Annotated in this window: 23 protein-coding genes; 9 read left to right on the forward strand and 14 right to left on the reverse strand. The window is 64.4% G+C overall.

Annotated elements, in window-relative coordinates; translation table 11 throughout:
- Window positions 1–81: 81 nt before the first annotated feature.
- The 9 genes from ACKLLE_RS13665 to exaC form a co-directional block, all read right to left on the reverse strand.
- Window positions 82–795, reverse strand: coding sequence for a LexA family transcriptional regulator (locus ACKLLE_RS13665; protein ID WP_037059688.1), 714 nt, complete (start codon window positions 793–795; stop codon window positions 82–84).
- A gap of 209 nt (window positions 796–1,004) precedes the next feature.
- On the reverse strand, window positions 1,005–1,532 hold the full coding sequence (ppa, locus tag ACKLLE_RS13670) for an inorganic diphosphatase (protein WP_009397414.1): 528 nt from the start codon (window positions 1,530–1,532) through the stop codon (window positions 1,005–1,007).
- A 91-nt stretch (window positions 1,533–1,623) separates the two neighbouring features.
- Window positions 1,624–2,439, reverse strand: coding sequence for a M90 family metallopeptidase (locus ACKLLE_RS13675; RefSeq protein WP_064302069.1), 816 nt, complete (start codon window positions 2,437–2,439; stop codon window positions 1,624–1,626).
- A gap of 9 nt (window positions 2,440–2,448) precedes the next feature.
- On the reverse strand, window positions 2,449–3,099 hold the full coding sequence (locus ACKLLE_RS13680; protein ID WP_064302068.1) for a DedA family protein: 651 nt from the start codon (window positions 3,097–3,099) through the stop codon (window positions 2,449–2,451).
- Between the two features lie 261 nt (window positions 3,100–3,360).
- A complete protein-coding gene (locus tag ACKLLE_RS13685; protein ID WP_009397409.1) occupies window positions 3,361–3,813 on the reverse strand; it encodes a GNAT family N-acetyltransferase in 453 nt (150 codons plus the stop codon).
- 109 nt (window positions 3,814–3,922) lie between these two features.
- Window positions 3,923–4,741 (reverse strand): ethanolamine ammonia-lyase subunit EutC, encoded by an 819-nt coding sequence (gene eutC, locus ACKLLE_RS13690; RefSeq protein ID WP_064302067.1) that lies wholly within the window; start codon window positions 4,739–4,741, stop codon window positions 3,923–3,925.
- Between the two features lie 11 nt (window positions 4,742–4,752).
- On the reverse strand, window positions 4,753–6,147 hold the full coding sequence (locus tag ACKLLE_RS13695) for an ethanolamine ammonia-lyase subunit EutB (protein ID WP_064302066.1): 1,395 nt from the start codon (window positions 6,145–6,147) through the stop codon (window positions 4,753–4,755).
- Between the two features lie 48 nt (window positions 6,148–6,195).
- Entirely contained in the window at window positions 6,196–7,644 is a 1,449-nt protein-coding gene (gene eat / locus ACKLLE_RS13700; protein WP_064302065.1) for an ethanolamine permease, read from the reverse strand.
- A gap of 185 nt (window positions 7,645–7,829) precedes the next feature.
- Window positions 7,830–9,350, reverse strand: a complete 1,521-nt coding sequence (exaC, locus tag ACKLLE_RS13705) for an acetaldehyde dehydrogenase ExaC (protein WP_009397401.1) — start codon at window positions 9,348–9,350, stop codon at window positions 7,830–7,832.
- Between the two features lie 267 nt (window positions 9,351–9,617).
- On the opposite strand from exaC, the gene ACKLLE_RS13710 reads away from it, so the two are divergent.
- The 4 genes from ACKLLE_RS13710 to ACKLLE_RS13725 all read left to right on the forward strand — a co-directional run bounded on the left by ACKLLE_RS13710 (window position 9,618) and on the right by ACKLLE_RS13725 (window position 13,857).
- Window positions 9,618–11,528 (forward strand): sigma-54-dependent Fis family transcriptional regulator, encoded by a 1,911-nt coding sequence (locus ACKLLE_RS13710; RefSeq protein WP_064302064.1) that lies wholly within the window; start codon window positions 9,618–9,620, stop codon window positions 11,526–11,528.
- Between the two features lie 66 nt (window positions 11,529–11,594).
- A complete protein-coding gene (mpl, locus tag ACKLLE_RS13715; RefSeq protein WP_420058264.1) occupies window positions 11,595–12,947 on the forward strand; it encodes a UDP-N-acetylmuramate:L-alanyl-gamma-D-glutamyl-meso-diaminopimelate ligase in 1,353 nt (450 codons plus the stop codon).
- Window positions 12,944–13,573 (forward strand): flavin prenyltransferase UbiX, encoded by a 630-nt coding sequence (gene ubiX, locus ACKLLE_RS13720; protein ID WP_420058265.1) that lies wholly within the window; start codon window positions 12,944–12,946, stop codon window positions 13,571–13,573. Before mpl ends, ubiX begins: the two co-directional genes overlap by 4 nt.
- A 5-nt stretch (window positions 13,574–13,578) precedes the next feature.
- Window positions 13,579–13,857, forward strand: a complete 279-nt coding sequence (locus tag ACKLLE_RS13725; protein WP_420058321.1) for a YceK/YidQ family lipoprotein — start codon at window positions 13,579–13,581, stop codon at window positions 13,855–13,857.
- Window positions 13,858–13,955: 98 nt separating this feature from the next.
- Here ACKLLE_RS13725 and ACKLLE_RS13730 read toward each other — a convergent pair whose 3' ends face one another.
- The 3 genes from ACKLLE_RS13730 to ACKLLE_RS13740 all read right to left on the reverse strand — a co-directional run bounded on the left by ACKLLE_RS13730 (window position 13,956) and on the right by ACKLLE_RS13740 (window position 16,893).
- Window positions 13,956–14,597 (reverse strand): oxidoreductase, encoded by a 642-nt coding sequence (locus ACKLLE_RS13730; protein WP_064302061.1) that lies wholly within the window; start codon window positions 14,595–14,597, stop codon window positions 13,956–13,958.
- A 28-nt stretch (window positions 14,598–14,625) separates the two neighbouring features.
- On the reverse strand, window positions 14,626–16,347 hold the full coding sequence (locus tag ACKLLE_RS13735) for a C13 family peptidase (RefSeq protein WP_420058266.1): 1,722 nt from the start codon (window positions 16,345–16,347) through the stop codon (window positions 14,626–14,628).
- Between the two features lie 90 nt (window positions 16,348–16,437).
- Window positions 16,438–16,893: a MaoC family dehydratase gene (locus tag ACKLLE_RS13740; RefSeq protein ID WP_064302059.1), complete on the reverse strand. Its 456-nt coding sequence runs from the start codon at window positions 16,891–16,893 to the stop codon at window positions 16,438–16,440.
- 171 nt (window positions 16,894–17,064) lie between these two features.
- Between ACKLLE_RS13740 and ACKLLE_RS13745 the strand changes: the two genes are divergently transcribed.
- The 3 genes from ACKLLE_RS13745 to ACKLLE_RS13755 are packed head-to-tail and all read left to right on the forward strand — an operon-like array spanning window position 17,065 to window position 18,741.
- Window positions 17,065–17,427 carry a CidA/LrgA family protein gene (locus ACKLLE_RS13745; RefSeq protein WP_009397909.1) on the forward strand — a complete coding sequence of 121 codons (363 nt, stop codon included), beginning with the start codon at window positions 17,065–17,067 and terminating at the stop codon, window positions 17,425–17,427.
- On the forward strand, window positions 17,424–18,140 hold the full coding sequence (locus tag ACKLLE_RS13750; RefSeq protein WP_420058267.1) for an LrgB family protein: 717 nt from the start codon (window positions 17,424–17,426) through the stop codon (window positions 18,138–18,140). Before ACKLLE_RS13745 ends, ACKLLE_RS13750 begins: the two co-directional genes overlap by 4 nt.
- A 10-nt stretch (window positions 18,141–18,150) precedes the next feature.
- Window positions 18,151–18,741: an LON peptidase substrate-binding domain-containing protein gene (locus tag ACKLLE_RS13755; RefSeq protein ID WP_064302057.1), complete on the forward strand. Its 591-nt coding sequence runs from the start codon at window positions 18,151–18,153 to the stop codon at window positions 18,739–18,741.
- A gap of 3 nt (window positions 18,742–18,744) precedes the next feature.
- On the opposite strand, the gene ACKLLE_RS13760 is transcribed toward ACKLLE_RS13755, so the two are convergent.
- Both ACKLLE_RS13760 and ACKLLE_RS13765 read right to left on the reverse strand, forming a co-directional pair.
- Complete coding sequence (locus tag ACKLLE_RS13760; RefSeq protein ID WP_009397912.1) at window positions 18,745–20,061, reverse strand: bifunctional DedA family/phosphatase PAP2 family protein; 1,317 nt, start codon at window positions 20,059–20,061, stop codon at window positions 18,745–18,747.
- Window positions 20,062–20,065: 4 nt separating this feature from the next.
- Complete coding sequence (locus ACKLLE_RS13765) at window positions 20,066–20,743, reverse strand: DNA-3-methyladenine glycosylase (RefSeq protein WP_420058269.1); 678 nt, start codon at window positions 20,741–20,743, stop codon at window positions 20,066–20,068.
- A 277-nt stretch (window positions 20,744–21,020) separates the two neighbouring features.
- Here ACKLLE_RS13765 and ACKLLE_RS13770 point away from each other — a divergent pair, with 277 nt between their 5' ends.
- Together ACKLLE_RS13770 and nadD are read left to right on the forward strand one after the other, a co-directional pair.
- The gene (locus ACKLLE_RS13770; RefSeq protein WP_420058270.1) at window positions 21,021–22,289 is read left to right on the forward strand and encodes a glutamate-5-semialdehyde dehydrogenase; all 1,269 of its coding nucleotides are present in this window, start codon (window positions 21,021–21,023) and stop codon (window positions 22,287–22,289) included.
- Between the two features lie 4 nt (window positions 22,290–22,293).
- Window positions 22,294–22,947: a nicotinate-nucleotide adenylyltransferase gene (gene nadD / locus ACKLLE_RS13775; protein WP_009397917.1), complete on the forward strand. Its 654-nt coding sequence runs from the start codon at window positions 22,294–22,296 to the stop codon at window positions 22,945–22,947.
- The last annotated feature ends 28 nt before the right edge of the window (window positions 22,948–22,975 follow it).

Here is a 22,975-nt window from a genome sequence, read left to right on the forward strand (position 1 = left end):
CAAGCGGCATTCAGGGCTGAGGTGGCGCACAGCATACTGGGAATGACTCGCAATGCCCAGCAAAAAATGCACTCCGGCGCTTCAGTCCGGCCTTTCGCTGCGATATTGCGCCCACCAGAACACCCAGCCCAGCACTTCCAGCTGGTGGCCGCGGGATTGGCCGACACCATAGTTCTCGCAGGGAAATCCCTCGCTGTCGTGGCTGTGCAGGCGCAGAGCGCCGTTGCTGCGCTTGCTCAGGCTGTTGATGCGTAACTGACCGTTGTGCAGTACGGCGTAGAGTTCGCCGTCTACCACCCGGGTCAGGCCGCGGTCGATGGCCAGGGGGGCGCCGTAGGGAATCAGCGGGGTCATGTTGTAGTCGGGCATGCTCAGGGCGATCGCCTGGCCGGGATCGACACCGAGGCGGTCAAGGGCGTGGCGCGGCAGGCGCAGGTAGCGTTGGTCGATGGGCTCGAGCTGGCGTGCGCGCAGTACATGGAACTGCAGGCGGACGTCGTTTTCGCCGTGGCAACTCAGGGCACTGTGCTCTGGCGGTTCGCTGCGCAACGGGCCGTTGCGGCTGCGATTGACCCGCGGTAGCGGCGAGCTGTGCTTGGGGCCTTCACCGGTACGAAGCCATTTGGCCCGCACGCAGAGCAGTTCGGCGATTTCATCGAGGCGGGCCTGGGGCACGCCGCGGTGGAACCAGTTGTTGACATGCTGGGGGGTTACCTTGCGTTGCGCGGCAAAGTCCGAAGCGCTCAGGTTGCACTCGCTCAGCAGGGCCTTCAATCGATCACCGGAAGTATTCATGGGCGTCGAGTCTAGAACCCAAGCGCGAGGCTTCCTATAAACATTGAGTTGAGATGTTTCGGGGAAATGATGGAGGCGTGATTACAGCTGTTGCCCATATTTTTGTAGGAATTTTCGCTAATTCTGCATAGGGCCATTTGATCGAATGGTTTTCATACCAATGCCCATAAAAAAGCCCCGCGAATGCGGGGCTTTTTACACAACCGGACTTAGCCTTTGTAGGCAGCGACCGACTTGCTGATCTCGGCGCGGGCGGCGTCAGCATTGCCCCAGCCGTCGATCTTGACCCATTTGCCTTTCTCCAGATCCTTGTAGTTCTCGAAGAAGTGCTTGATCTGCTCCAGCAGCAGCGCTGGCAGGTCGGTGTATTCCTTCACGTCTACGTACAGCTGCGACAGTTTGTCGTGCGGTACGGCGATGATCTTGGCGTCGCCGCCACCATCGTCGGTCATGTTCAGGACGCCGACCGGACGGGCACGGATCACCGAGCCTGGAGCGACCGGGTACGGGGTAACGACCAGCACGTCCAGGGGATCACCGTCGTCGGCCAGGGTGTTCGGGATGAAACCGTAGTTGGCCGGGTAGAACATAGGGGTGGCCATGAAGCGGTCAACGAACAGGCAGTCGCTGTCCTTGTCGATCTCGTATTTGATCGGCGCGTGGTTGGCCGGGATCTCGATGGCGACGTAGATGTCGTTCGGCAGGTCTTTGCCAGCCGGGATCTTGCTGTAGCTCATTGGGCGTTGCCCCCGTGTTTGACCAAAAATTGGCCGCGATTATAGGCACATTCCAAGGCCCTTGCCACGCCCGCCCCGATGCTTGACCGATTCACTCCGCGGCTTCTTTGTAGCCGGGATGCGTGGCCTGCAGCTGTTGCAGGCGGGCCAGGGGATCCTGGCGATAGAAGCCGCGCAACTGGGCGTAGACCTGGGGATAGGCCTGGGCCAGCAGGTCGGGCGCACTGAAGAAGTATTCGCTGGTGACGGCGAAGAATTCCGCCGGGTTTTCCGCTGCGTAGGGATCGATGGCGGTTTCGGCGTCGGGGTTGCGGTCCAGTTGGGCGTTGAGGTCGTCATAGGCCTGTTGCATGGCCGTGGCCCAGTCACCGACGCGCATGTCGTTGTGCAGCGGCGGCAGGCCGTTGGCGTCACCGTTGAGCATGTCCAGCTTGTGCGCCAGCTCGTGGATGACCAGGTTGTAGCCTTCCCAGCCACCGCTGGAGAGCACGCCGGGCCAGGCCATGATCACCGGGCCCTGTTGCCAGGCTTCGCCACTGTGCTCGGCGTCCCACTCGTGTTCGATGCCGCTGCTGTCGCGGTGGCGCTGTGGGCTGAGGAAGTCGTCGGGGTAGAGGATCAGTTCGTGGAAACCCTGGTACCAGTTCAGCGCGCCCAGATGCAGCAACGGCAACTGCGCCTGGGCCGCGAGGAACAGGCGCTCGCCGTCGTCCAGCTCGACCCCGGGCAGGCAGGTCAGGTGCTTGTCGCTGAGAAACAGCACACAGGCCTCACGCAGCCAGCGGTCTTCCGCGTCGCTGATGCCGTCGAGGATCGGCAGGCGCTCGCGCACCTGCTGCCACAGATCTGGATCGACCGGATGGCGTTCGAGCGTGCGGCGCCGACGCCAGGCGCTGAAGCTCCACATGATCGCCGGTCAGTGCGCCTTGGCCTGGCTGCGGCCCAGGCGGCCACGGACCACACCAATGATCACCGGGACCAGCGACAGGAAGATGATGGCGACGATCATCAGCGACAGGTTCTGCTTGATGAACGGCACGTTGCCGAAGAAGTAGCCCAGGGTCACCAGGCCGCCGACCCAGAGGATGGTGCCGGCCACACTGAAGCCGAAGAAACGCGGGTAGGACATTTTCGCGATGCCGGCGACGAACGGCGCGAAGGTGCGCAGGATCGGCAGGAAGCGCGCCAGGGTCACGGTCTTGCCACCGTGGCGCTCGTAGAAATCGTGGGTCTGCTGCAGGTAGTCGCGGCGGAAGATCTTCGAGTCGGGGTTACGGAACAGCCGCTCCCCGGCGGTTCGTCCGATCACGTAATTGGTGCTGTCGCCCAGGATCGCCGCCAGCATCAGCAGGCCGCCCAGCAGCACCGGGTCCATGCCGCCGCCCGCGGCTACGGCGCCGGCGATGAACAGCAGGGAATCGCCCGGCAGGAACGGCATCACCACCAGGCCGGTTTCACAGAAGATCACCAGGAACAGGATCGCGTAGATCCAGGGACCGTAGTTGTTGACCAGCAGATCGAGGTAGGCATCGAGATGCAGAATGAGGTCCAGCGGGTTGAAATCCATGTACAGCACCTTGTTCAGGACCCGGCTTTACGGGCATGCGATGGCTGGCAGTGCGGAGTGTGAGGTTTTTGCCCACAGGCCTGGGTAACGATTCACACAGTCTGAAGGGAGGCATTATACGGCTGTGAGGGGATTCTGCTTACGCAGTTTGTAGCTGAATGTGCGGAGATTTGCGCTGCTCTTCAGGGCCTCATCGCTGGCAAGCCAGCTCCCACAGGGTGTGGGAGCTGGCTTGCCAGCGATGAGGCCCTGAAGGCGTAATCAGTTGATCGGCAGTACGTAGCTCTTGAACTCGGTGTCTTCGCGAAAGCCGATGGACTCGTAGGTGCGCATCGCCACCTCGTTGTTGCTGCTGGTCGAGACCCGCATGCGCACGGCGTTGGTTTCCTTGGCCATGCGCTTGGCCTCGCGCATGAGATGGTCGGCCACCAGCATGCGCCGGGAGTCCTCGGCCACGTAGATATCGTTGAGAATCCATACCCGCTTCAGCGACAGCGAGGAAAAGCTCGGGTAGAGCTGGCAGAAACCCATCAGCTTGCTGTCGTCATCGTCCGGCAAGGCCAGGTAGATGACCGACTCGCCTCGTTCCAGGCGTTTTTGCAGGAAGGCGCGAGAGGTATCCGGATACGGCAGTTCGCCATAGAACTCGCGGTATTTGACGAACAGCGGGGCGAGCAGGTCCAGGTGCTCAAGGGTTGCTTGGATGATTCGCATAAGCAGGCCTCGTGTTTCGTAGGGAATGGCGGCGAATCTCGGGCAGCCGTCGCCCCAGATGCTGCCTAAAGCGGAAAAAAAGCGCAATCGACGAAAAAGTAGCCCTCAGTCAGGACTTTCCAAGCAGGAAGTTTCCGTTTTGCTGCGGGTTCGTTTCCGTTTCCAGAGTCTGAACCTGGGCCTCGTCCTTCAGATTCACCCCCGATAGCTGCCGCCGACAGGCTTCTCGCATCAGGTAGACCAGACGGTGCGCGGCCATGCCATAGCTCAGGCCCTCGAGGCGCACGTTGGAGATGCAGTTGCGGTAGGCGTCGGTCAGGCCGACCCTGGGGTTCCAGGTGAAATACAGGCCAAGGCTGTCCGGCGAACTGAGCCCGGGGCGTTCGCCGATCAGGATCACGGTCATGCGGGCGCCCAGCAGTTCGCCGATTTCGTCGGCCACCGCGACCCGGCCTTGCTCCACCAGCATCACCGGCGCGGTAGACCAGCCATCGGTGGCGATCTGTTCTTCCAGGCGGGTTAGCAGCGGCAGGGTATGGCGATGCACGGCGAGCGCGGACAGGCCATCGGCCACGACGATGGCCAGGTCCACGCCACCCGGATTGCTCCGCGCATGCTCGCGCAGCAGCTCGGCGGAGTCTTCATGCAGGCGCCGGCCGAGGTCGGGGCGTTGCAGATACTGGTGACGGTCCTGCGCGGCACTGCGCAGCAGCAGGCTATCGCGTCCGCGTTCCTGCAGTTGCTCGCGCAGGCCGGCGTGGTCGAACGGCAGGTGCACGGCATCACGGGCCTGGGCATGGGCGAACTGGAAGTCCAGCTGGGCCTGGGTCGGCAGGCTGGTACCGGTGCGCCCCAGGGCGATTCGCGCCGGTGTCAGGCGGCGCAGTTCCAGCCAGGGGTTGTCGGTGGGCGTCGGTTGCTTGTCCATGGTTCGCTCGCTTATCCCAGTTGCGCCAGGGCCTGGCGGAAGGCTGGCGGCAGGTTGTCGCCGAAGCGCACGCGGCCGTCCGCCTGGGTGAAGATGCCGGTACGGGCCAGCCACGCCTCGAACTCCGGTGCCGGCTTGAGGCCCAGGGTCTGGCGGGCATAGAGGGCATCGTGGAAGGAGGTGGTCTGGTAGTTGAGCATGATGTCGTCGGAGCCCGGGATGCCCATGATGAAGTTGATGCCTGCCACGCCCAGCAGGGTCAGCAGGGTATCCATGTCATCCTGGTCGGCCTCGGCGTGGTTGGTGTAGCAGATGTCGCAGCCCATGGGCACGCCGAGCAGCTTGCCGCAGAAGTGGTCTTCAAGGCCGGCACGGATGATCTGCTTGCCGTTGTACAGGTATTCCGGGCCGATGAAACCGACCACGGTGTTCACCAGGAACGGCTTGAAATGCCGGGCCACGGCGTAGGCACGGGTCTCGCAGGTCTGCTGGTCGACGCCGAAATTGGCGTTGGCCGACAGCGCGCTGCCCTGGCCGGTCTCGAAATACATCAGGTTCTGGCCCAGGGTGCCGCGGTTCAGGCTCAGGCCCGCTTCATAGCCTTCCTTCAGCACATTCAGATTGATCCCGAAACTGGCGTTGGCCGCCTCGGTCCCGGCGATGGACTGGAACACCAGGTCCAGCGGTACGCCGCGGTTGATCGCCTCGATCGACGTGGTGACATGGGTCAGCACGCAGGCCTGGGTAGGAATGTCGTAGCGCTGGATGATGGCGTCGAGCATCTCCAGCAGGGCGCAGATCGAAGCGATGCTGTCGGTGGCCGGGTTGATGCCGATCATGGCGTCGCCGTTGCCGTAGAGCAGGCCGTCGAGGATGCTCGCGGCGATCCCGGCCGGCTCGTCGGTGGGGTGGTTGGGCTGCAGGCGGGTGGACAGGCGCCCGCGCAGGCCCATGGTGCCGCGAAAACGCGTGACCACGCGGATCTTCTGCGCCACCAGCACCAGGTCCTGCACGCGCATGATCTTCGATACCGCGGCGGCCATTTCCGGGGTCAGGCCCGGGGCCAGGGCGCGCAGGCTGGCTTCATCGGCATGATCGCCGAGCAGCCAGTCGCGCAGGCCGCCGACGGTGAGGTGGCTGACCGCGGCGAAGGCCTGCTTGTCGTGGGTGTCGATGATCAGCCGGGTAACTTCGTCGTCCTCGTAGGGAATCAGCGCTTCGTTGAGGAAATGGCTCAAGGGGATGTCGGCCAAGGCCATCTGCGCCGCGACCCGCTCACCGTCGTTGCTGGCGGCGACCCCGGCGAGGAAGTCGCCGGAGCGGGCCGGGCTGGCCTTGGCCATTACTTCCTTCAGGCTGTCGAAGCGGTAGGTCTGCTGGCCTGCCGTATGTACGAAACTTGCCATGTGCAATCTCCAGAGCGCCGCCGTTTGACCGGCGGCGCAGTATTTCGGTCAGTGCAAGGCCTCTTCGGCCTTCTGGATCGCGGCGAACTCTTCTTCCGGCGTGCCGGCCACCAGGTGGTGGCGGCTGTACAGGGCGAAATACGCAATCAATACGCCATAAATGATCGCAGCGCCGATCACTACCCGCGGATCCACCAGGAAGCCCGCCACCACGGCGATGCAGGCCAGCACCAGGGCCACGCCCGAGGTCAGGATGCCGCCCGGGGTGCGATAAGGACGCTCCATTTTGGGGCGTTTGATGCGCAGGGTGATATGCGCGGCCATCATCAGCACATAGGACAGCGTAGCGCCGAACACCGCCACGAGGATCAGCAGGTCGCCCTGGCCGGTCAGCGACAGGGCGAAGCCGATGATTCCGGGGATGATCAGGGCCAGCACCGGAGCCTTGCTTTTGTTGGTCTGCGACAGCGCTCGCGGCAGGTAGCCGGCGCGGGACAGGGCGAAGATCTGTCGGGAATAGGCGTAGATGATCGAGAAGAAGCTGGCGATCAGGCCGGCCAGCCCGACCAGGTTGACGAAGCCGCCCATCCAGGTCGAGCCGCCGTAGGCCTTGGCCAGGGCCTCGACCAGCGGGTTGCCGGAGCTTTTCAGGGCTTCGGCGCCGGCACCGCCCGGGCCGATCACCAGGATCAGCAAGGCGAAGCTCAGCAGCACCAGCATGGCGCCGATCAGGCCGCGAGGCAGGTCGCGCTTGGGGTTCTTGGTCTCTTCGGCGGCCAGCGGCACGCCTTCGACGGCGAGGAAGAACCAGATCGCGTAGGGAATCGCCGCCCACACGCCGACATAGCCGAACGGCAGGAAGCTGCTGGCGCCGGCTGCCTGGGTGGGCGCTATGTCAAACAGGTTCTTCGCATCGAAGTGCGGCACCATCGCCAGCAGGAACACGGCCAGGGCGATGGCCGCGACGGCGGTGATGATGAACATCAGCTTCAGCGCCTCGCCGACACCGAAGATATGGATGCCGATGAAGACGATGTAGAAGGCCAGGTAGATCATCCAGCCGCCGATGCCGAACAGCGATTCGCAATAGGCGCCGATGAACACGGCGATGGCGGCCGGGGCGATGGCGTACTCGATCAGGATCGCCGTGCCGGTGAGGAAGCCGCCCCAAGGCCCGAAGGCACTGCGGGCAAAGCCGTAGCCGCCGCCGGCGGTGGGAATCATCGAGGACAGCTCGGCCAGGGAGAAGCACATGCACAGGTACATCGTGGCCATCAGCAGGGTGGCGAGGAACATCCCGCCCCAGCCGCCCTGGGCCAGGCCGAAGTTCCAGCCGGCGTAGTCGCCGGAAATCACGTAGGCGACACCGAGGCCGACCAGCAGGACCCAGCCGGCGGCGCCTTTTTTCAATTCACGTTGCTGGAAATAGTCGGAACCGACCTTTTCGAAATCTACGGAAGAACCTGCCGGGGATCCGGCGGAATGATCGCTTGGCATGGGGAGTCACCTGTTGTCTTTTTTTGAGTGGTGAGCGTGCTGCAGGAAGCGGGCCAGAGCGCTTGGCCCAGGATTTTCAGGTTTGACGCTGACCCCTGTGGGAGCGGGTTTACCCGCGATTGCGATGGTGAACCCACCGCCGTCATCGCGGGTGAACCCGCTCCCACAAGGGGCCGAGGTGTGCTTTAGAAGAAGCCCAAAGGATTGATGTCGTAGCTCACCAGCAGGTTCTTGGTCTGCTGATAGTGATCGAGCATCATCTTGTGGGTTTCACGGCCGACACCGGACTTCTTGTAGCCACCGAACGCGGCATGCGCCGGGTACAGGTGGTAGCAGTTGGTCCACACGCGGCCGGCCTTGATCCCGCGGCCCATGCGATAGGCGCGGTTGATATCGCGGGTCCAGACGCCGGCACCCAGGCCGAATTCGGTGTCGTTGGCGATGGCCAGGGCCTCGGCTTCGTCCTTGAAGGTGGTGACGCTGACCACCGGGCCGAAGATCTCTTCCTGGAACACGCGCATGCGGTTGTTGCCCTTGAGCAGGGTCGGCTGGATGTAGTACCCGGTGGCCAGGCTGCCTTCGAGTTTTTCCACCTGGCCGCCGGTGAGCAGTTCGGCGCCTTCCTTCTCGGCGATCTCCAGGTAGGACAGGATCTTGTCGAACTGCTGCTGCGAGGCCTGGGCGCCGACCATGGTGTCGGTATCCAGCGGGTCGCCGCGCTTGATCTTCTTGACCTTCTCCATCACCACTTCCATGAACTGCGGATAGATGGATTCCTGGACCAGGGCCCGGGACGGGCAGGTGCACACTTCGCCCTGGTTGAAGAATGCCAGCACCAGGCCCTCGGCGGCCTTTTCGATGAAGGACGGCTCGGCCTTCATGATGTCTTCGAAGTAGATGTTCGGCGACTTGCCGCCCAGCTCGACGGTGGAGGGAATGATGTTCTCGGCGGCGCATTTCATGATGTGCGAACCCACCGGCGTCGAGCCGGTGAAAGCGATCTTGGCGATGCGCTTGCTGGTGGCCAGGGCTTCGCCGGCTTCGCGACCGTAGCCTTGCACGATGTTGAGCACGCCCGGCGGCAGCAGGTCGCCGATCAGTTCGACCAGCACGGTGATGCCCAGTGGCGTCTGTTCGGCAGGCTTGAGTACCACGCAGTTGCCGGCGGCCAGGGCCGGGGCGAGTTTCCATGCGGCCATGAGGATCGGGAAGTTCCAAGGGATGATCTGCCCGACCACGCCCAGCGGTTCGTGGATGTGATAGGCCACGGTGCCTTCGTTGATCTCGGCGGCGCCGCCTTCCTGGGCACGGATGCAGCCGGCGAAGTAGCGGAAGTGGTCCACCGCCAGCGGGATATCGGCGTTCAGGGTTTCGCGGATGGCCTTGCCGTTGTCCCAGGTCTCGGTGATGGCCAGGACTTCGAGGTTCTGCTCGATGCGGTCGGCGATCTTCAGCAAAACGTTGGAGCGGTCCTGTACGGAGGTGCGGCCCCAGGCGTCGGCTGCGGCATGGGCGGCGTCCAGGGCCTTGTCGATGTCTTCGGCAGTGGAGCGGGGGAATTCGGCGATTGGCTGGCCGTTCACCGGCGACGTGTTGGTGAAGTACTCGCCTTTGACCGGAGCCACGAACTCGCCATTGATGTAGTTACCGTAGCGGCTCTTGAACGAAACCTTTGCGCCTTCGGTACCCGGATGTGCGTAACGCATGGTGTCTCTCCTGGCTTATGTGTTTTGTTGGGGAGGATATGGAGCGTAGAGCAAAGGTCGGGCCAGTGCCCGCAGAGGGCGCTGGATCGATGATCTGGCGCAGTTTTCCGGGGATCCGCGCGGCGTTTTGTAAGGGATGCGGCACAGCCTGGGTGACACTTTGTACCGCTGGCGGTACAGCCCGTGACCCGGCGGTCAAGCCGCCATTGCAATGCGCCAGCGCCTGGAGGATGCTGGCTTTCTCTCACCCGCGGAGAACAATAAAAAGTGCAGGGTAATCATCTGAGCCGGCATGCCCGGCAAGTGCTGACGGTGACGCAGGGCAAGGGTGGCTTGCAGGGCCCTGGCAGCGACCCGTCGATCGCCCGCTCCTGGCTGCGCTGCCTGGAGGACTACCACCTCGATCCGGCCCTGGCCGTAGCGCCGACGGTGCTCGAGCATGAGCGTGTGCTGGAAAGCCGCGACCGCCTGCGCCAGGTGCTGCAGATTGCTGACGGCGAAATGAACAGCCTGCACCAGCAACTTTCCGGGGCCGGCCATGCGGTACTGCTGACCGACGCGCGCGGGGTCATCCTCAATTGCGTGACCGCACCCAGCGAACGGCGCATCTTCGAACGCGCCGGCCTGTGGCTGGGCGCCGACTGGAGCGAAGCACGGGAGGGCACCAATGGCATCGGCACCTGCCTGGTCGAGCGCCAGGCCCTGACCATCCATCAGGACGAACACTTTCGCGGCCGTCACACCGGGCTGACCTGCTCGGCGAGCCCGGTGTTCGACCCCCATGGCGAACTGCTGGCGGTGCTCGACGTGTCATCGGCGCGGGCCGATGCTTCGCGGCAGAGCCAGTTCCACACCATGGCGCTGGTCAATCTCTCGGCGAAGATGATCGAGAGCTGCTATTTCCTGCGTTGTTTCGATAATCACTGGTTGCTGCGCTTCCATCTGCAGGCCGAGTCGGTCGGGCTGTTCAGCGAGGGGCTGCTGGCCTTCGACGGCGAAGGGCGGATCCGTGCGGTGAACCAGAGTGCCCTGAACCTGCTGGGCAACCTGCGAGGCGGGTTGCTCGGGCAGCCGGTGGAGATGTTCTTCGATTGTCGGCTGGACGATCTGCTGGGGCGCGCCACTGCCCTGGCCAGCACCAGTTGGCCGCTACGGACCCGCGATGGTCGTCGCTTGTTCGCCAGCGTGCGCGGGCAGCAGGTGCGGCCGCTGTCTGCTCCGAGCGTCGCTGCAGCGAAGCCGGATGAGATCTGTTTGCTCGATCCGGCGCTGCAAAACGATTTCCGTCGTGCAGTGCGGGTCTTCGAACGGGATGTGCCGCTGCTGCTCAATGGCGAGACCGGTTCGGGCAAGGAGGCCTTCGCCAAGGCCGTGCACCAGGCCAGCCAGCGCGCGGGCAAGCCGTTCATCGCACTCAACTGCGCGTCTATCCCGGAAAGCCTGATCGAAAGCGAACTGTTCGGCTATCGCGGCGGCAGCTTCACCGGCGCGCGCAAGGAAGGCATGCGCGGCAAGTTGCAGCAGGCCGATGGTGGCACCTTGCTGCTGGACGAGATCGGCGACATGCCGCTGGGCCTGCAGACCCGGCTGCTGCGTGTCCTGGAAGAACGTCAGGTGGTGCCGATCGGCGGCGAGCCGCAGGATGTGGATGTGCGCATCATCAGTGCCACCCACCGCAATCTGCTTGACCGGGTCGCCGATGGCAGCTTCCGTGAAGACCTCTACTACCGGCTCAACGGGCTGGAGGTGGCATTGCCGGCATTGCGCGAGCGCTCTGACAAGGCGCAGCTGCTGGACTTCATCCTCGCCCGGGAGGCGGGGCGCCAGCCGGTGCAGCTTGATCCGGCGGCCCGCCGGCTGCTGCTGGACTTCGCCTGGCCGGGCAACGTGCGGCAATTGCGTAACGTCCTGCGCACGCTGGTGGCGCTGTGCGAGGACGGCCGGATCGGCGTGCACGACCTGCCAGCACTGGTGCGCACTGCGCCCTTGACCGCGGTCGTGCCGGCCGCGCCTGTGGATAACCCGGCGCACCCGCTGCACGATGCCGAGCGCCAAGCCTTGCTGGCGGTGCTCGAGGAAAAACGCTGGCACATGACCCAGGTTGCGGCGCAGCTCGGCATAAGTAGAAACACCCTGTATCGGAAACTGCGCAAGCATGGGCTGTCCAAGGGGGCCTGAAGCAAACACCGGGTGAGTTTTTCCCCCCTCTGGGCTACCCTGCCTGCACGTTTTCCGAGGTTGACCATGCACATTCACATTCTTGGTATCTGTGGCACTTTCATGGGCTCGCTGGCGGTACTGGCCAAGGAGCTCGGCCACCACGTCACCGGCTCCGATGCCAACGTCTACCCGCCCATGAGCACCCAGCTCGAAGCCCAGGGCATCGCCCTGACCCAGGGGTATGATCCGGCGCAACTGGACCCGGCTCCCGACCTGGTAGTGATCGGCAATGCGCTGTCGCGGGGCAACCCGGCAGTCGAATACGTGCTGAACAAGGGCCTGCCCTACGTTTCGGGCCCGCAGTGGCTGGCCGACCATGTGCTGCAGGGCCGCTGGGTCCTGGCGGTGGCGGGCACCCACGGCAAGACCACGACCAGCAGCATGCTGGCCTGGGTCCTGGAGCACGCCGGGATGAGCCCGGGCTTCCTGATCGGCGGCGTTCCGCAGAACTTCTCGGTGTCGGCGAGGCTGGGCGGTACGCCGTTCTTCGTGGTCGAGGCCGACGAATACGACAGTGCCTTCTTCGACAAGCGCTCGAAATTCGTCCATTACCGCCCGCGTACCGCGATTCTCAACAACCTCGAATTCGACCACGCGGATATCTTCCCTGACCTGGCGGCCATCGAGCGTCAGTTCCACCATCTGGTACGGACCATTCCCAGCGAGGGGCTGGTGATTCATCCGACTACCGAACCGGCGATCAAGCGAGTCATCGAAATGGGCTGCTGGACCCCGGTGCAGACCACCGGTGTCGGCGGCCAGTGGCAGGTGCGCCTGCTCAGCGATGACGGCTCGCGTTTCGAAGTCAGCTTCGAGGGCGAGGTGCAGGGTGTGGTGGAGTGGGAACTGACCGGCCAGCACAACGTCGCCAACGCCCTGGCCACCCTGGCGGCGGCACGCCATGTCGGTGTTGTCCCGGCCCTGGGCATCGCGGCCCTGAGCGCGTTCAAAAGCGTCAAGCGGCGGATGGAAAAGGTTGCCGAGGTCAACGGCATCACCATTTATGACGACTTCGCCCACCACCCGACCGCCATCGCCACCACCCTCGACGGCCTGCGCAAGCGGGTTGGCGATGCTCCGGTGATCGCAGTGATCGAACCGCGTTCCAATTCCATGAAGCTCGGCGCCCATCGCGACGGTCTGCCGGAAAGCGTCAAGGACGCCGACCAGGTGATCTGGTACGCGCCACCCAACCTCGGCTGGGACCTGGCCGCCACCGCTGCGCAATGCACGGTGCCGGCGGTGGTGGCGGACAGCCTTGAAGCCATCATCGAGCGGGTCAAGGGCCAGGCCCGCGCCGGTACCCAGGTGGTGATCATGAGCAACGGCGGCTTTGGCGGCCTGCATGGCAAGCTGGCCGAGGCGCTGCGCGGATGAGCGGGCCGGAGCGCATCACCCTGGCCATGACCGGCGCGTCCGGGGCCCAGTACGGCTTGCGCCTACTGGATTGCCTGGTACGCGAGGACCGCGAGGTGCACTTCCTGATTTCCAAGGCGGCGCAACTGGTGATGTCCACCGAGACCGACGTGATTTTGCCGGCCAAGCCCCAGGCCATGCAGGCATTCCTCACCGAGTACACCGGTGCTGCTGCCGGGCAGATCCGGGTGTATGGCAAGGAAGACTGGATGTCGCCGGTCGCCTCCGGCTCCGGCGCGCCGGCGGCGATGGTGGTGGTACCCTGTTCCACCGGCACGCTTTCGGCGATTGCCACCGGCGCCTGCAACAACCTGATCGAGCGGGCGGCGGATGTCACCCTGAAGGAGCGCCGCCAGTTGATCCTGGTGCCGCGCGAGGCGCCATTTTCCACGATCCACCTGGAAAACATGCTCAAGCTGTCGCAGATGGGCGCGGTCATCCTGCCGGCGGCACCGGGTTTCTATCACCAGCCGCAGACCATCGACGACCTGGTGGACTTCGTCGTCGCACGGATTCTCAACTTGCTGGATATACCGCAGGACATGCTGCCGCGCTGGGGCGAGCATCACTTCGGAGGCGAGGAGTGAGGGCGCTGGTCTTCGCGCTGCTGGTGGTGCTCAGCGCGACAGGCTGCGCCACGGTGCGGACTCTGGATGCGGCCAAGCCGGGAGCGCCGCTGGTGTATTCCGGAACGCGGCTGGATCTGTATGCGATGCAGGGTGGGTGTTGTGCGGCGGATCGCTTTGGCGCCGAAGCACCGAAGTACCCGGGGCTGGACCTGCCGGGGAGCATGGTGCTGGATACGGTGTTGTTGCCGTTGTCGGTGTTGACCGTACTCGGCGTGGGATTCCAGGCCTCCGGTGGACTGTAAAGCCTACATCTAACCTTGTGGGAGCGGGTTCACCCGCGATTGCGATGGTGGGCTCACTACCGTAATCGCGGGTGAACCCGCTCCCACAGGGACCGCGTTTATTTGCCTAGTTTGCGCAGCTCATCGGACTCCACGATCCGAATCCCATCCTGCTCTTCCAGCGCCAGCCGCCATAGCGCCCTGGCCAACTGGCACGCCTCGATCCCGTGGTACTTGCCCGGAATCAGCTTCGACAGACTGCCCGCCACCTTTTCCGCAAGGCGTGGTTCGCTGCGTTCCCCGAGCAGCAACGATGGCCGGGCGATGGTCAATTGCGGCCAGTCCTGGGCCTTGAGGGCTTCTTCCATCTCGCCCTTGACCCGGTTGTAGAAGATCGACGATTTCGGGTCGGCGCCGATCGCGCTGACCACCAGCAGGTGCCGTGCGCCCATCTCGCGGGCGCGCTTGCTGAAGGCCACGACCATGTCGAGGTCCACCGCGCGGAAGGCGTTCTCCGAGCCCGCCTGCTTGATCGTGGTACCCAGGCAGCAGAAAGCTATGTCCACCCGGCCACTGAGCTGCGGCAGGAATACCGCCGGGTCCCCCACCGGGTTTTCCAGGTGCGGGTGTTCGGCCAGTGGGCGGCGGGTTGGCGCGAGTACCCGGCTGATGGTCGGCTCATTGAGCAGGCGATCGAGCAGGTGTTCACCGGTAAGGCCGGTGGCTCCGGCAAGCAGGATGTGCTGCGGCGTCAGGTACATGATGTTTCTCCCTTGCATAGGCTCCAGCTTAGCGGCTGGCCGGGCTTTTTTCCTCAACCGCAGCGTTGCTTTGCAGGGCCTTGCGGGCTTGTTGCTGGCGCAGTTTTTGCCAATGAGCCACTACCCCTTTCGGGGCCCAGATCTGCGGTTCGGATGCCTCGAAATCCTCGGCTTGTTCACGTTGGGCCACATGCGCCCTGGCAAGTTCGAAGGCTTGCAGCAGATCGTCGGTCTGGTTCAGCGCCTGGGCGAACAGGGCATCGCCGAAATAGGTGAAGTCCGCTTCTTCCGAGCAGCCGAACGAGACACGGTCAGCCCGCGAGGCGGTCATGATCAGGGTTCGGTCGTCCTTGAGCGCCTCGATATAGCCCCCGGAATAACAGGCGGAGATGACGATTACCTTGTCACGCTCCTTGAGCGGGGCGAGCGCCGCCGCCAGTTCGTCTGCCGGCAGGTCGGCCAGTTGCAGGCGCGGCTGGTCCAGCACCAGTTCATGTTCGTGGCTGCCGTGGCTGGTCAGGTAGATGAACACCAGGTCGTCCGGGCCGCTGCGTTCGGCCAGGCGGCGGGCGGAGCGGGCCAGGTTCTCGCGGGTGGCCATGGCGCGATCGGCCAGGTGGTCGCGATGGTTGACCAGGGTGATCTGGCCGACCGCGCCGAAACGGGTCTTGAGCATGTCGCTGACATAGTCGGCTTCGCGCATGAACACGCTCTGGTTGCCGTCCCCGGCCAGGGTCAGGCTGTACAGGTCGATGGAGCCGCTGGACGCCGGCACGCGGGCCAGCTCCTGTTCCAGCAGCGTGCCCTGGTTGAGCAACGCCTGCTCCAGCGGGTCGGGCAGCAACCGGCCTTTTTCGTCACGAACCCGCAGGCCGTTGATCCAGTGGCCGTCCTCGACCTTGCCGTCCGGCAGCACCAGCCGTCCGCTGCCCTGGTAGGCATCGTTCTCGAAGCCGCCGGTATAGACGCTGCCGTCGGCCAGTTGCAGGCGGCCCTTTCCGGCAAAGCGCCATTCCTGGAAGCCGCCCTTGTAATGGCTGCCATCGACCGCGAAGAGTTCGCCCGGGCCGGTCAGGGAACCGTCCTTGAACTCGCCGATCCACACATCGCCATCGACGTTCTCGTAACGGCCGCGCCCTTCCAGGCGATTGGCCTTGAAGTCGCCGATGTACTGATCGCCCTCGGCGCTGCTGAAGGTGCCGGTGCCGTTGAGCTCACCATCGACGAAACGACCGCTGAACTGATTGCCGCTGGTGTCGCTGCGCACGCCTTCGCCGTTGGGCTTGCCCTTGGCGAACTGGCCCTGGTACTGGCTGCCATCGGCGAGCACCAGCTTGCCGGCGCCGCTGTACTGGTCGTCCTTGAACTGGCCACTGTAATGCTGGGCGCCGTCGCGCAAGGTTCCCTCGCCATCGCGCCGGCCCAGCTTGAAGCCGCCGTTGTAGCTACTGGTGGCGGTGGTCAGTTTGCCCTGGCCGTGGAACAGGCCCTGCTGGAACTGGCCGATATAGACCTCGCCGTTGCTGCCGTGCCACTCGCCCTGACCATCCAGCTGGCCGTTGCTGAAATGCCCGGCGTACCAACTGCCGTTGGGATAGTCGATACGACCCTCACCCTGCAGCAGGCCGTCCACCACATCTCCCCGGTAGCGGCCGCCATCGGGCAGTCGGGCATCGGGCGGCGACAGCGATTCACCGTCGCCGCAGGCAGCGAGCAAAAGAATCAAGGCAAATGGAACGAAAGGGCGCATGGCGGGGTCCGGGCGGTCTAGGCCCACGAGTATGCCGCAGAAGCCGGGCGAGGGTGAAACGGCCCGGCAGGCCGTTTCGCACGTGCAGGGTCAGAGGAAGGCGAGGGAGAGCGGTTCGGCAATGTAGGCGGGTTTTTCTTCGCCTTCGATTTCCAGGGTGGCGGTTGCCTTGAGCAGCCACTGGCCGGGTTTCTTCTCGGTGACGTCCGTGAGGGTCACCGCCAGGCGCACCCGAGAATCGACCTTGACCGGCTGGATGAAGCGCACGCTGTCGAGTCCGTAGTTCACCACCATCTTCAGCCCTTCGGGCAGGACGAGGATGTCTTCCATCAACTTGGGGATCAGCGACAGGCTGAGAAAACCATGGGCAATGGTGCTGCCAAATGGCGTTTTTGCCGCCTTCACCGGGTCCACATGGATGAACTGGAAGTCGCCGGTGGCCTCGGCGAACAGGTTGATGCGTTCTTGATCGATCTTCAGCCATTCGGAACGTCCCAGTTCCTTACCAACGTACTGCGACAGCTCTGCAACGGGTACATAGGGCATCGCGACTCTCCTGACTGTCCTTGAATGATTTGTGACCAGCAAAGATACGAGCGTCTAAGATCAGCACGCGATGAAAGCCTGGTCAAGTGCCTATGCCTCGGGCGAATGTCGGGTTATAGGCAGGTTGATAGCGTGCTTATAATGGCCGCCAGGTTCGAGGGGAGGTATGCGATGTTGTTGCGCGGTTTGACGTGGCTCGTGCTGTTCCAGTTGCTCGGAACGGCGGTCAATCACTTGCTGGTGCCGATCCTGCCCGGGCCGATCATCGGCCTGGTGCTGTTGCTGGTGTTCTTGATGGTGCGTGGCGAAGTCGGTGCGCCGCTGAGCGAGGCGTCGTCCAGCCTGTTGCGCTACCTGCCGCTGTTGCTGGTACCGCCGGCAGTGGGGGTGATGGTCTATGCCGCCGATATCGTCGCCGACTTCTGGGCCATCGCCGGGGCGCTGGTACTGTCGCTGGTGCTGGCCATGGCCTTCTGTGGCGTGCTGATGCAGAAGATGATCAATCGCGGCAAGCACTCCGGGGAGCGTCCATGATGCTCGATTGGCATGGCGCGACCCAGGCGGTGATCCATCATCCGCTGTTCGGCATCGGCGTTACCCTGGCGGCGTACCAGATCGTCATCGCCGCCTACGAGAAAACCCGCTGGATCTTCCTCCAGCCCGTACTGGTCTCCATGCTGGTGGTGGTGGGTGTGCTGCTGAGCTGCGGCCTGACCTACGCCGAATACCGCAAGAGCACCGAGATCATGAACATCCTGCTCGGCCCGGCCACCGTGGCCCTGGCCGTGCCGCTCTATCTCAACCTGCGGCGCATTCGCCAACTGTTCTGGCCGACTTTTACTACGCTGGTAGTCGGAGGCGTGTTCGCCACCGGTATCTGCCTGCTGCTGGGCTGGTGGTTCGGGGCCGAGCACATGATCCTGATGACCCTGGCGCCGAAGTCGGTGACGTCGCCCATCGCCATGCTGGTGGCCGAGCAGATCGGCGGCGTGGCGGCCCTGGCTGCGGTGTTCGTGCTGATCACCGGGGTGATCGGGGCGATCTTCGGCCCGGCGCTGTTGACCGCGCTTGGCGTGCGCAGCCCCGAAGCCCGGGGCATGGCCCTGGGCCTGACCGCCCATGCGGTGGGCACGTCGGTGGCCTTGCAGGAAAGTGAAGAGTGCGGGGCTTTCGCAGCCCTGGCGATGAGCCTGATGGGCGTGGCTACAGCGGTATTCCTGCCGCTGGTGGTCAGCCTGGTTGCCTAGAGGAGCTGCAATGAGTTTGCCCCTGTTTACCCTGAATACCGTGCTGTTCCCCGGTTGCAACCTGGATTTGCAGATCTTCGAAGCCCGTTACCTGGACATGATCGGCCGCTGCATGAAGCAGGGCGGCGGCTTTGGCGTGGTCTGCATCCTGGAGGGCGAACAGGTCGGCAGGGCGCCGGAATCCTTCGCGGGAATAGGCTGCCAGGCGCTGATCGAGGATTTCCAGCAGCAGGACAACGGTCTTCTGGGTATCCGGGTGAAAGGCGAGCGACGCTTCATGGTCGATGACTTCGAAGTGCGCAAGGACAACCTGCTGGTGGCCGATGTGCGCTGGCTCGACGAGCAGGCCGACCTGCCCCTCGACGAGGATGATGACGACCTGCTGGCGCTGTTGATGGCCCTGGCCGAGCATCCCATGGTCTCCGGCCTCGACATGGCCAGCCAGATCACCGGCAAGCAGGCCCTGGCCAACCAGTTGGCCTACCTGCTGCCCTTCGATGACCAGGACAAGCTCAAGCTGCTGGCCATCGATTCTCCTACCCAGAAACTGGTGGCGATCCAGTCGCTGCTGGACCGCATCCAGGGCGAACTCTTCGCCTGAACCTCAATAGGAATAGCGCAGCAGCGCATGGGGCAGGGCGTGCAGGGCAAAGAACGCCAGCACGCCGACGCAGGCCGGCAGGATCAGCCACCACACCCGCAACGACATGGCATACAGCGGTTCGCGGTACTGGATCACCGTCAGGCTTACCGCGCATACGCAGCAGGCCAGCAGCCCGCCGGCAAGGACATCGGTCGGCCAGTGCACGCCGAGATAGACCCGCGACATGGCGATCGACAGCGCCGGCAGGCAGCCCAGCAGGATCCAGGTCAGGCGCATGCGCGGCGGCTGGCTGCGCCCGGCCAGCACTGCCAGGGTCAGGAAGAAGGCGAAGGACGCCGAGCTGTGGCCGCTGGGCATGCTGTAGCTGGTCAGCGGTTCGGTCAGCACTTCCGGGCGGGCGCGGGCGAAGAACCACTTCAGGCCGGCGTTGCAGATCGCCGTACCGCCCAGGGTGGCGGCGGCGAAGAATGCCGGGCGCCATTGCCGGGTCAGCAGGAGCAGGGCGACCAGCACGGCGGCGACGACGAATTGAGTACGGAAATCGCCAAGGCGGGTGATCAGCACCATGATGCTGTTCAGATAATCGCTGCGGTGTTCCTGGACCAGCGCCATCAGCCCCTGGTCGAGATGGGTCAGGTAGGGCCAGCCGAAGAAGATTGCCGCCAGCATCACCAGGCTGACCGCTGCGATCAAGCGGGTGCCGCGGGGCTGGGCGCGCAGTGAGCTGTTGATGCTCACCCCGACCAGGATGGCCAGGCCCGCTGCGACCACCCCGGCCTGCGGCCAGAAGCCTTCCGGCAGTGGCAGGCGCATGGCCGCGCCGGTGGCCCAGCCAGGCAGCAGGTAGGCCAGCGACCAGCCGGCGGCGGCGATCAGGCTGACCGCTATAAAGCGCGGCAGCGGCATGTCGAACATGCCCGCAACCATCGGCAGCATCGGCCGCAGCGGCCCGATAAAGCGGCCGACCAGCAGGCTGGCGATGCCATAGCGCTGGAAATAGGTTTCCGCGCTGCCGATCCATTCCGGGTGATGGCGCAGTAGGGGCAGGCGCCGGATGTTCTGATGGAAGCGTCGGCCCAGGGTGTAGGACACCGCATCCCCCAGCAACCCGCCGAGGTAGCCCAGGATCAGGGTTTCATGCAGCGACAGGGCGCCGCTGCCGGCCAGCACGGCCACGGCGAATAGCAATACGGTGCCGGGCACGATGATCCCGGCGATCGCCAGGCACTCCACGAAGGCCACCAGAAATATCGCCAGACCCAGCCATTGCGGGTTCATCGTCAGCCAGCCGGTGAGGCTGTCGAGCCATGGGCCCATCGTCTCAGTTTCCTTGTGTCAGAAAGAAGAAGTCGCGGCCTTCGACTTGGCCGCGGCGCAGCGGGTTCCGCGTGCAGTACCGTGCGTATTCGGCATCGACGAAACGCAGCGGCAGATGTTCGTCGCGGCCTTGAGGGATGCCCAGCCGTGTGGTCTGGATTATTTGTTGCACGATGATTCCGCAATCCTCGACGAACAGCTGGTGCGGATCGAAGCGCTTGGCGTCCCAGTTCGGCACTTTCAAGCCCAGGGCCTTGCACAGCAGGGTCTGCCCGGCGCACAGGCGCTCGGGCGGGCGGAGGCCGCCGCTGGCGTCGGGGTTGTTCAATTGCATCTGTGCCAGGGCGTTGTCGTCGGACAGTTCATCCACCCAGGGGAAGCCGGACTTGATCAGCACCGCATTGCCCGGGCCCTGGGCGCTGAAGTTCAGCGAATCGCCACCGCGGGCGTAGTACATGTAGATATGCCCGCCATCGAGGAACAGCGCCTTGCGTTTCTCGGTGTAGCCCAAGGACGCGTGGCTGCCTTTCTCGTCGAGATAATAGGCCTCGGTCTCGATGATTCGCGCCGACAGCCAGAACGGGCCCTGCCGATGGCGGATGATCTTGCCCAGCAAGGCCTTGGCCAGGACCTGGGCGTCGCGGTCGAAGAAGCTGTCGGGCAAAGGGGCGGGGTGCGGCATCGTGGCTCTGGAATGGGGAAATGAGGCCGGGATGATAGCAACTTCTTCCTTTATCCAGGCTGAACGGGACGCACGATATCGCAGATGACGCGGACCCTGTGGGAGCGGGTTCACCCGCGATTGCGATGGTGAATTCACTGACTTAATCGCGGGTGAACCCGCTCCCACAGGGTCCGCGTCGCTGGAACGCCCTACCATCCGACTGTCACCGCTGGGCGTATAACCCCATGACAGTTATACTCGTCCGATTTTCCCCTTCGCCAAGACACTGAGCCCCATGACTGAGTCCGTTCTTGACTACATGACCCGCCTGGGTCGCGCCGCCCGCGAGGCGTCTCGCGTTATCGGCCGTGCCAGCACCGCGCAGAAGAACCGCGCGCTGCACGCTGCCGCCAACGCCCTGGACGCGGCTCGCGCCGAACTGTCCGCAGCCAACGAGCTGGACCTGGCCGCCGGCCGGGCCAACGGCCTCGAGCCGGCCCTGCTCGATCGCCTGGCCCTGACCCCGGCACGCATCGACGGCATGATCGTCGGTCTGCGCCAGGTCGCCAGCCTGCCGGACCCGGTGGGTGCGATCCGCGACATGAGTTACCGGCCGTCGGGTATCCAGGTGGGCAAGATGCGCGTGCCCCTGGGCGTGATCGGGATCATCTACGAGTCGCGGCCGAACGTGACCATCGATGCCGCGAGCCTGTGCCTCAAATCGGGTAACGCCACCATCCTGCGCGGCGGCTCCGAGGCCATCCATTCCAACCGTGCCATTGCCGCCTGCATCCAGCGCGGCCTGGCCGAGGCCGGCTTGCCGGCTGCGGTGGTCCAGGTGGTGGAAGTCACCGACCGCGAGGCGGTGGGCGCGCTTATCAGCATGCCGGAGTTCGTCGACGTCATCGTTCCGCGCGGCGGCAAGGGCCTGATCGAGCGCATCAGCCGCGACGCCCGCGTCCCGGTGATCAAGCACCTGGACGGCATCTGCCACGTGTATGTCGGCGAGCACGCCGAGCTGGACAAGGCCCGGCGCATCGCCTTCAACGCCAAGACCTACCGCTACGGTATCTGTGGCGCGATGGAGACGCTGCTGGTGGATTCGAGCATCGCTGCCGAATTCCTGCCGGAAATGGCCCGCCAGTTCCGTGAGAAAGGCGTAGAACTGCGTGGTTGCGAGCGTACCCGCATGGTCATCGAAGCCGCGCCTGCGAGCGAAGAAGACTGGAGCACCGAGTACCTGGCAGCGATCCTGTCGATTCGCATCGTCGATGGCATCGACGCGGCGATCGAGCATATCAACCACTATGGTTCGCACCACACCGACGCCATCGTCACCGAGCACCAAGGCCTGGCCCGGCGCTTCGTTGCCGAGGTGGATTCGGCTTCCGTGATGATCAACACCCCGACCTGCTTCGCCGATGGCTTCGAGTATGGCCTGGGCGCGGAAATCGGCATTTCCACCGACAAGCTGCACGCCCGCGGCCCGGTCGGCCTGGAAGGCCTGACCTGCGAGAAATACGTAGTCGTCGGTGACGGCCAGCTGCGCGGCCAGGAGTCCTGATCCGTTGAGCAAGGCCCCGGCGATCCGGCGGATCGGCATCCTTGGCGGCACCTTCGATCCGGTGCACATCGGCCACCTGCGCAGCGCGCTGGAAGTGGCCGAGTTCATGGGCCTGGACGAGCTGCGCCTGTTGCCGAACGCCCGCCCGCCACACCGCGATACTCCGCAGGTAGCGGCGCAGGATCGCCTGGCCATGGTGCGTTGCGCGGTGGCCGGTGTCGAACGGCTGAGCGTGGATGACCGCGAGCTGTTGCGGGACAAACCGTCGTACAGCATCGACACCCTGGAGTCGTTGCGCGCCGAACTGGGCGCCGGCGACCAGCTTTTCCTGCTGATGGGCTGGGATGCCTTTTGCGGCCTGCCCGGCTGGCACCGCTGGGAAGAGTTGCTGAAACATTGTCACATCCTGGTCCTGCAACGTCCGGATGCCGACATAGAACCCCCAGACGAGCTGCGCAACCTGCTGGCTGCGCGCTCGGAGAGCGATCCCACCGCCATGTCCGGCCCGGCGGGGAACATTTCGTTCGTCTGGCAGACGCCGCTTTCGGTGTCCGCCACGCAGATCCGGCAGCTGCTGGCCAGCGGCAAGTCGGTGAGGTTCCTGGTGCCGGACGCAGTACTGGCCTATATCGAGACGCACGGCCTTTATCGTGCGTAGAGCGGCAGGCGCCCATGGGCGCCGCTAT

The sequence above is a fragment of the Pseudomonas bharatica genome (genome assembly GCF_048586865.1).
GTDB classification, from domain to species: domain Bacteria; phylum Pseudomonadota; class Gammaproteobacteria; order Pseudomonadales; family Pseudomonadaceae; genus Aquipseudomonas; species Aquipseudomonas bharatica.

What these genes read in the sequence shown, in the direction of transcription:
- ACKLLE_RS13665 (WP_037059688.1), bottom strand. Translation starts at nt 795, where the DNA reads ATGAATACTTCCGGTGATCGATTGAAGGCCCTGCTGAGCGAGTGCAAC.
- ppa (WP_009397414.1), bottom strand. Translation starts at nt 1,532, where the DNA reads ATGAGCTACAGCAAGATCCCGGCTGGCAAAGACCTGCCGAACGACATC.
- ACKLLE_RS13675 (WP_064302069.1), bottom strand. Translation starts at nt 2,439, where the DNA reads ATGTGGAGCTTCAGCGCCTGGCGTCGGCGCCGCACGCTCGAACGCCAT.
- ACKLLE_RS13680 (WP_064302068.1), bottom strand. Translation starts at nt 3,099, where the DNA reads ATGGATTTCAACCCGCTGGACCTCATTCTGCATCTCGATGCCTACCTC.
- ACKLLE_RS13685 (WP_009397409.1), bottom strand. Translation starts at nt 3,813, where the DNA reads ATGCGAATCATCCAAGCAACCCTTGAGCACCTGGACCTGCTCGCCCCG.
- eutC (WP_064302067.1), bottom strand. Translation starts at nt 4,741, where the DNA reads ATGGACAAGCAACCGACGCCCACCGACAACCCCTGGCTGGAACTGCGC.
- ACKLLE_RS13695 (WP_064302066.1), bottom strand. Translation starts at nt 6,147, where the DNA reads ATGGCAAGTTTCGTACATACGGCAGGCCAGCAGACCTACCGCTTCGAC.
- eat (WP_064302065.1), bottom strand. Translation starts at nt 7,644, where the DNA reads ATGCCAAGCGATCATTCCGCCGGATCCCCGGCAGGTTCTTCCGTAGAT.
- exaC (WP_009397401.1), bottom strand. Translation starts at nt 9,350, where the DNA reads ATGCGTTACGCACATCCGGGTACCGAAGGCGCAAAGGTTTCGTTCAAG.
- mpl (WP_420058264.1), top strand. Translation starts at nt 11,595, where the DNA reads ATGCACATTCACATTCTTGGTATCTGTGGCACTTTCATGGGCTCGCTG.
- ubiX (WP_420058265.1), top strand. Translation starts at nt 12,944, where the DNA reads ATGAGCGGGCCGGAGCGCATCACCCTGGCCATGACCGGCGCGTCCGGG.
- ACKLLE_RS13730 (WP_064302061.1), bottom strand. Translation starts at nt 14,597, where the DNA reads ATGTACCTGACGCCGCAGCACATCCTGCTTGCCGGAGCCACCGGCCTT.
- ACKLLE_RS13735 (WP_420058266.1), bottom strand. Translation starts at nt 16,347, where the DNA reads ATGCGCCCTTTCGTTCCATTTGCCTTGATTCTTTTGCTCGCTGCCTGC.
- ACKLLE_RS13740 (WP_064302059.1), bottom strand. Translation starts at nt 16,893, where the DNA reads ATGCCCTATGTACCCGTTGCAGAGCTGTCGCAGTACGTTGGTAAGGAA.
- ACKLLE_RS13745 (WP_009397909.1), top strand. Translation starts at nt 17,065, where the DNA reads ATGTTGTTGCGCGGTTTGACGTGGCTCGTGCTGTTCCAGTTGCTCGGA.
- ACKLLE_RS13750 (WP_420058267.1), top strand. Translation starts at nt 17,424, where the DNA reads ATGATGCTCGATTGGCATGGCGCGACCCAGGCGGTGATCCATCATCCG.
- ACKLLE_RS13755 (WP_064302057.1), top strand. Translation starts at nt 18,151, where the DNA reads ATGAGTTTGCCCCTGTTTACCCTGAATACCGTGCTGTTCCCCGGTTGC.
- ACKLLE_RS13760 (WP_009397912.1), bottom strand. Translation starts at nt 20,061, where the DNA reads ATGGGCCCATGGCTCGACAGCCTCACCGGCTGGCTGACGATGAACCCG.
- ACKLLE_RS13765 (WP_420058269.1), bottom strand. Translation starts at nt 20,743, where the DNA reads ATGCCGCACCCCGCCCCTTTGCCCGACAGCTTCTTCGACCGCGACGCC.
- ACKLLE_RS13770 (WP_420058270.1), top strand. Translation starts at nt 21,021, where the DNA reads ATGACTGAGTCCGTTCTTGACTACATGACCCGCCTGGGTCGCGCCGCC.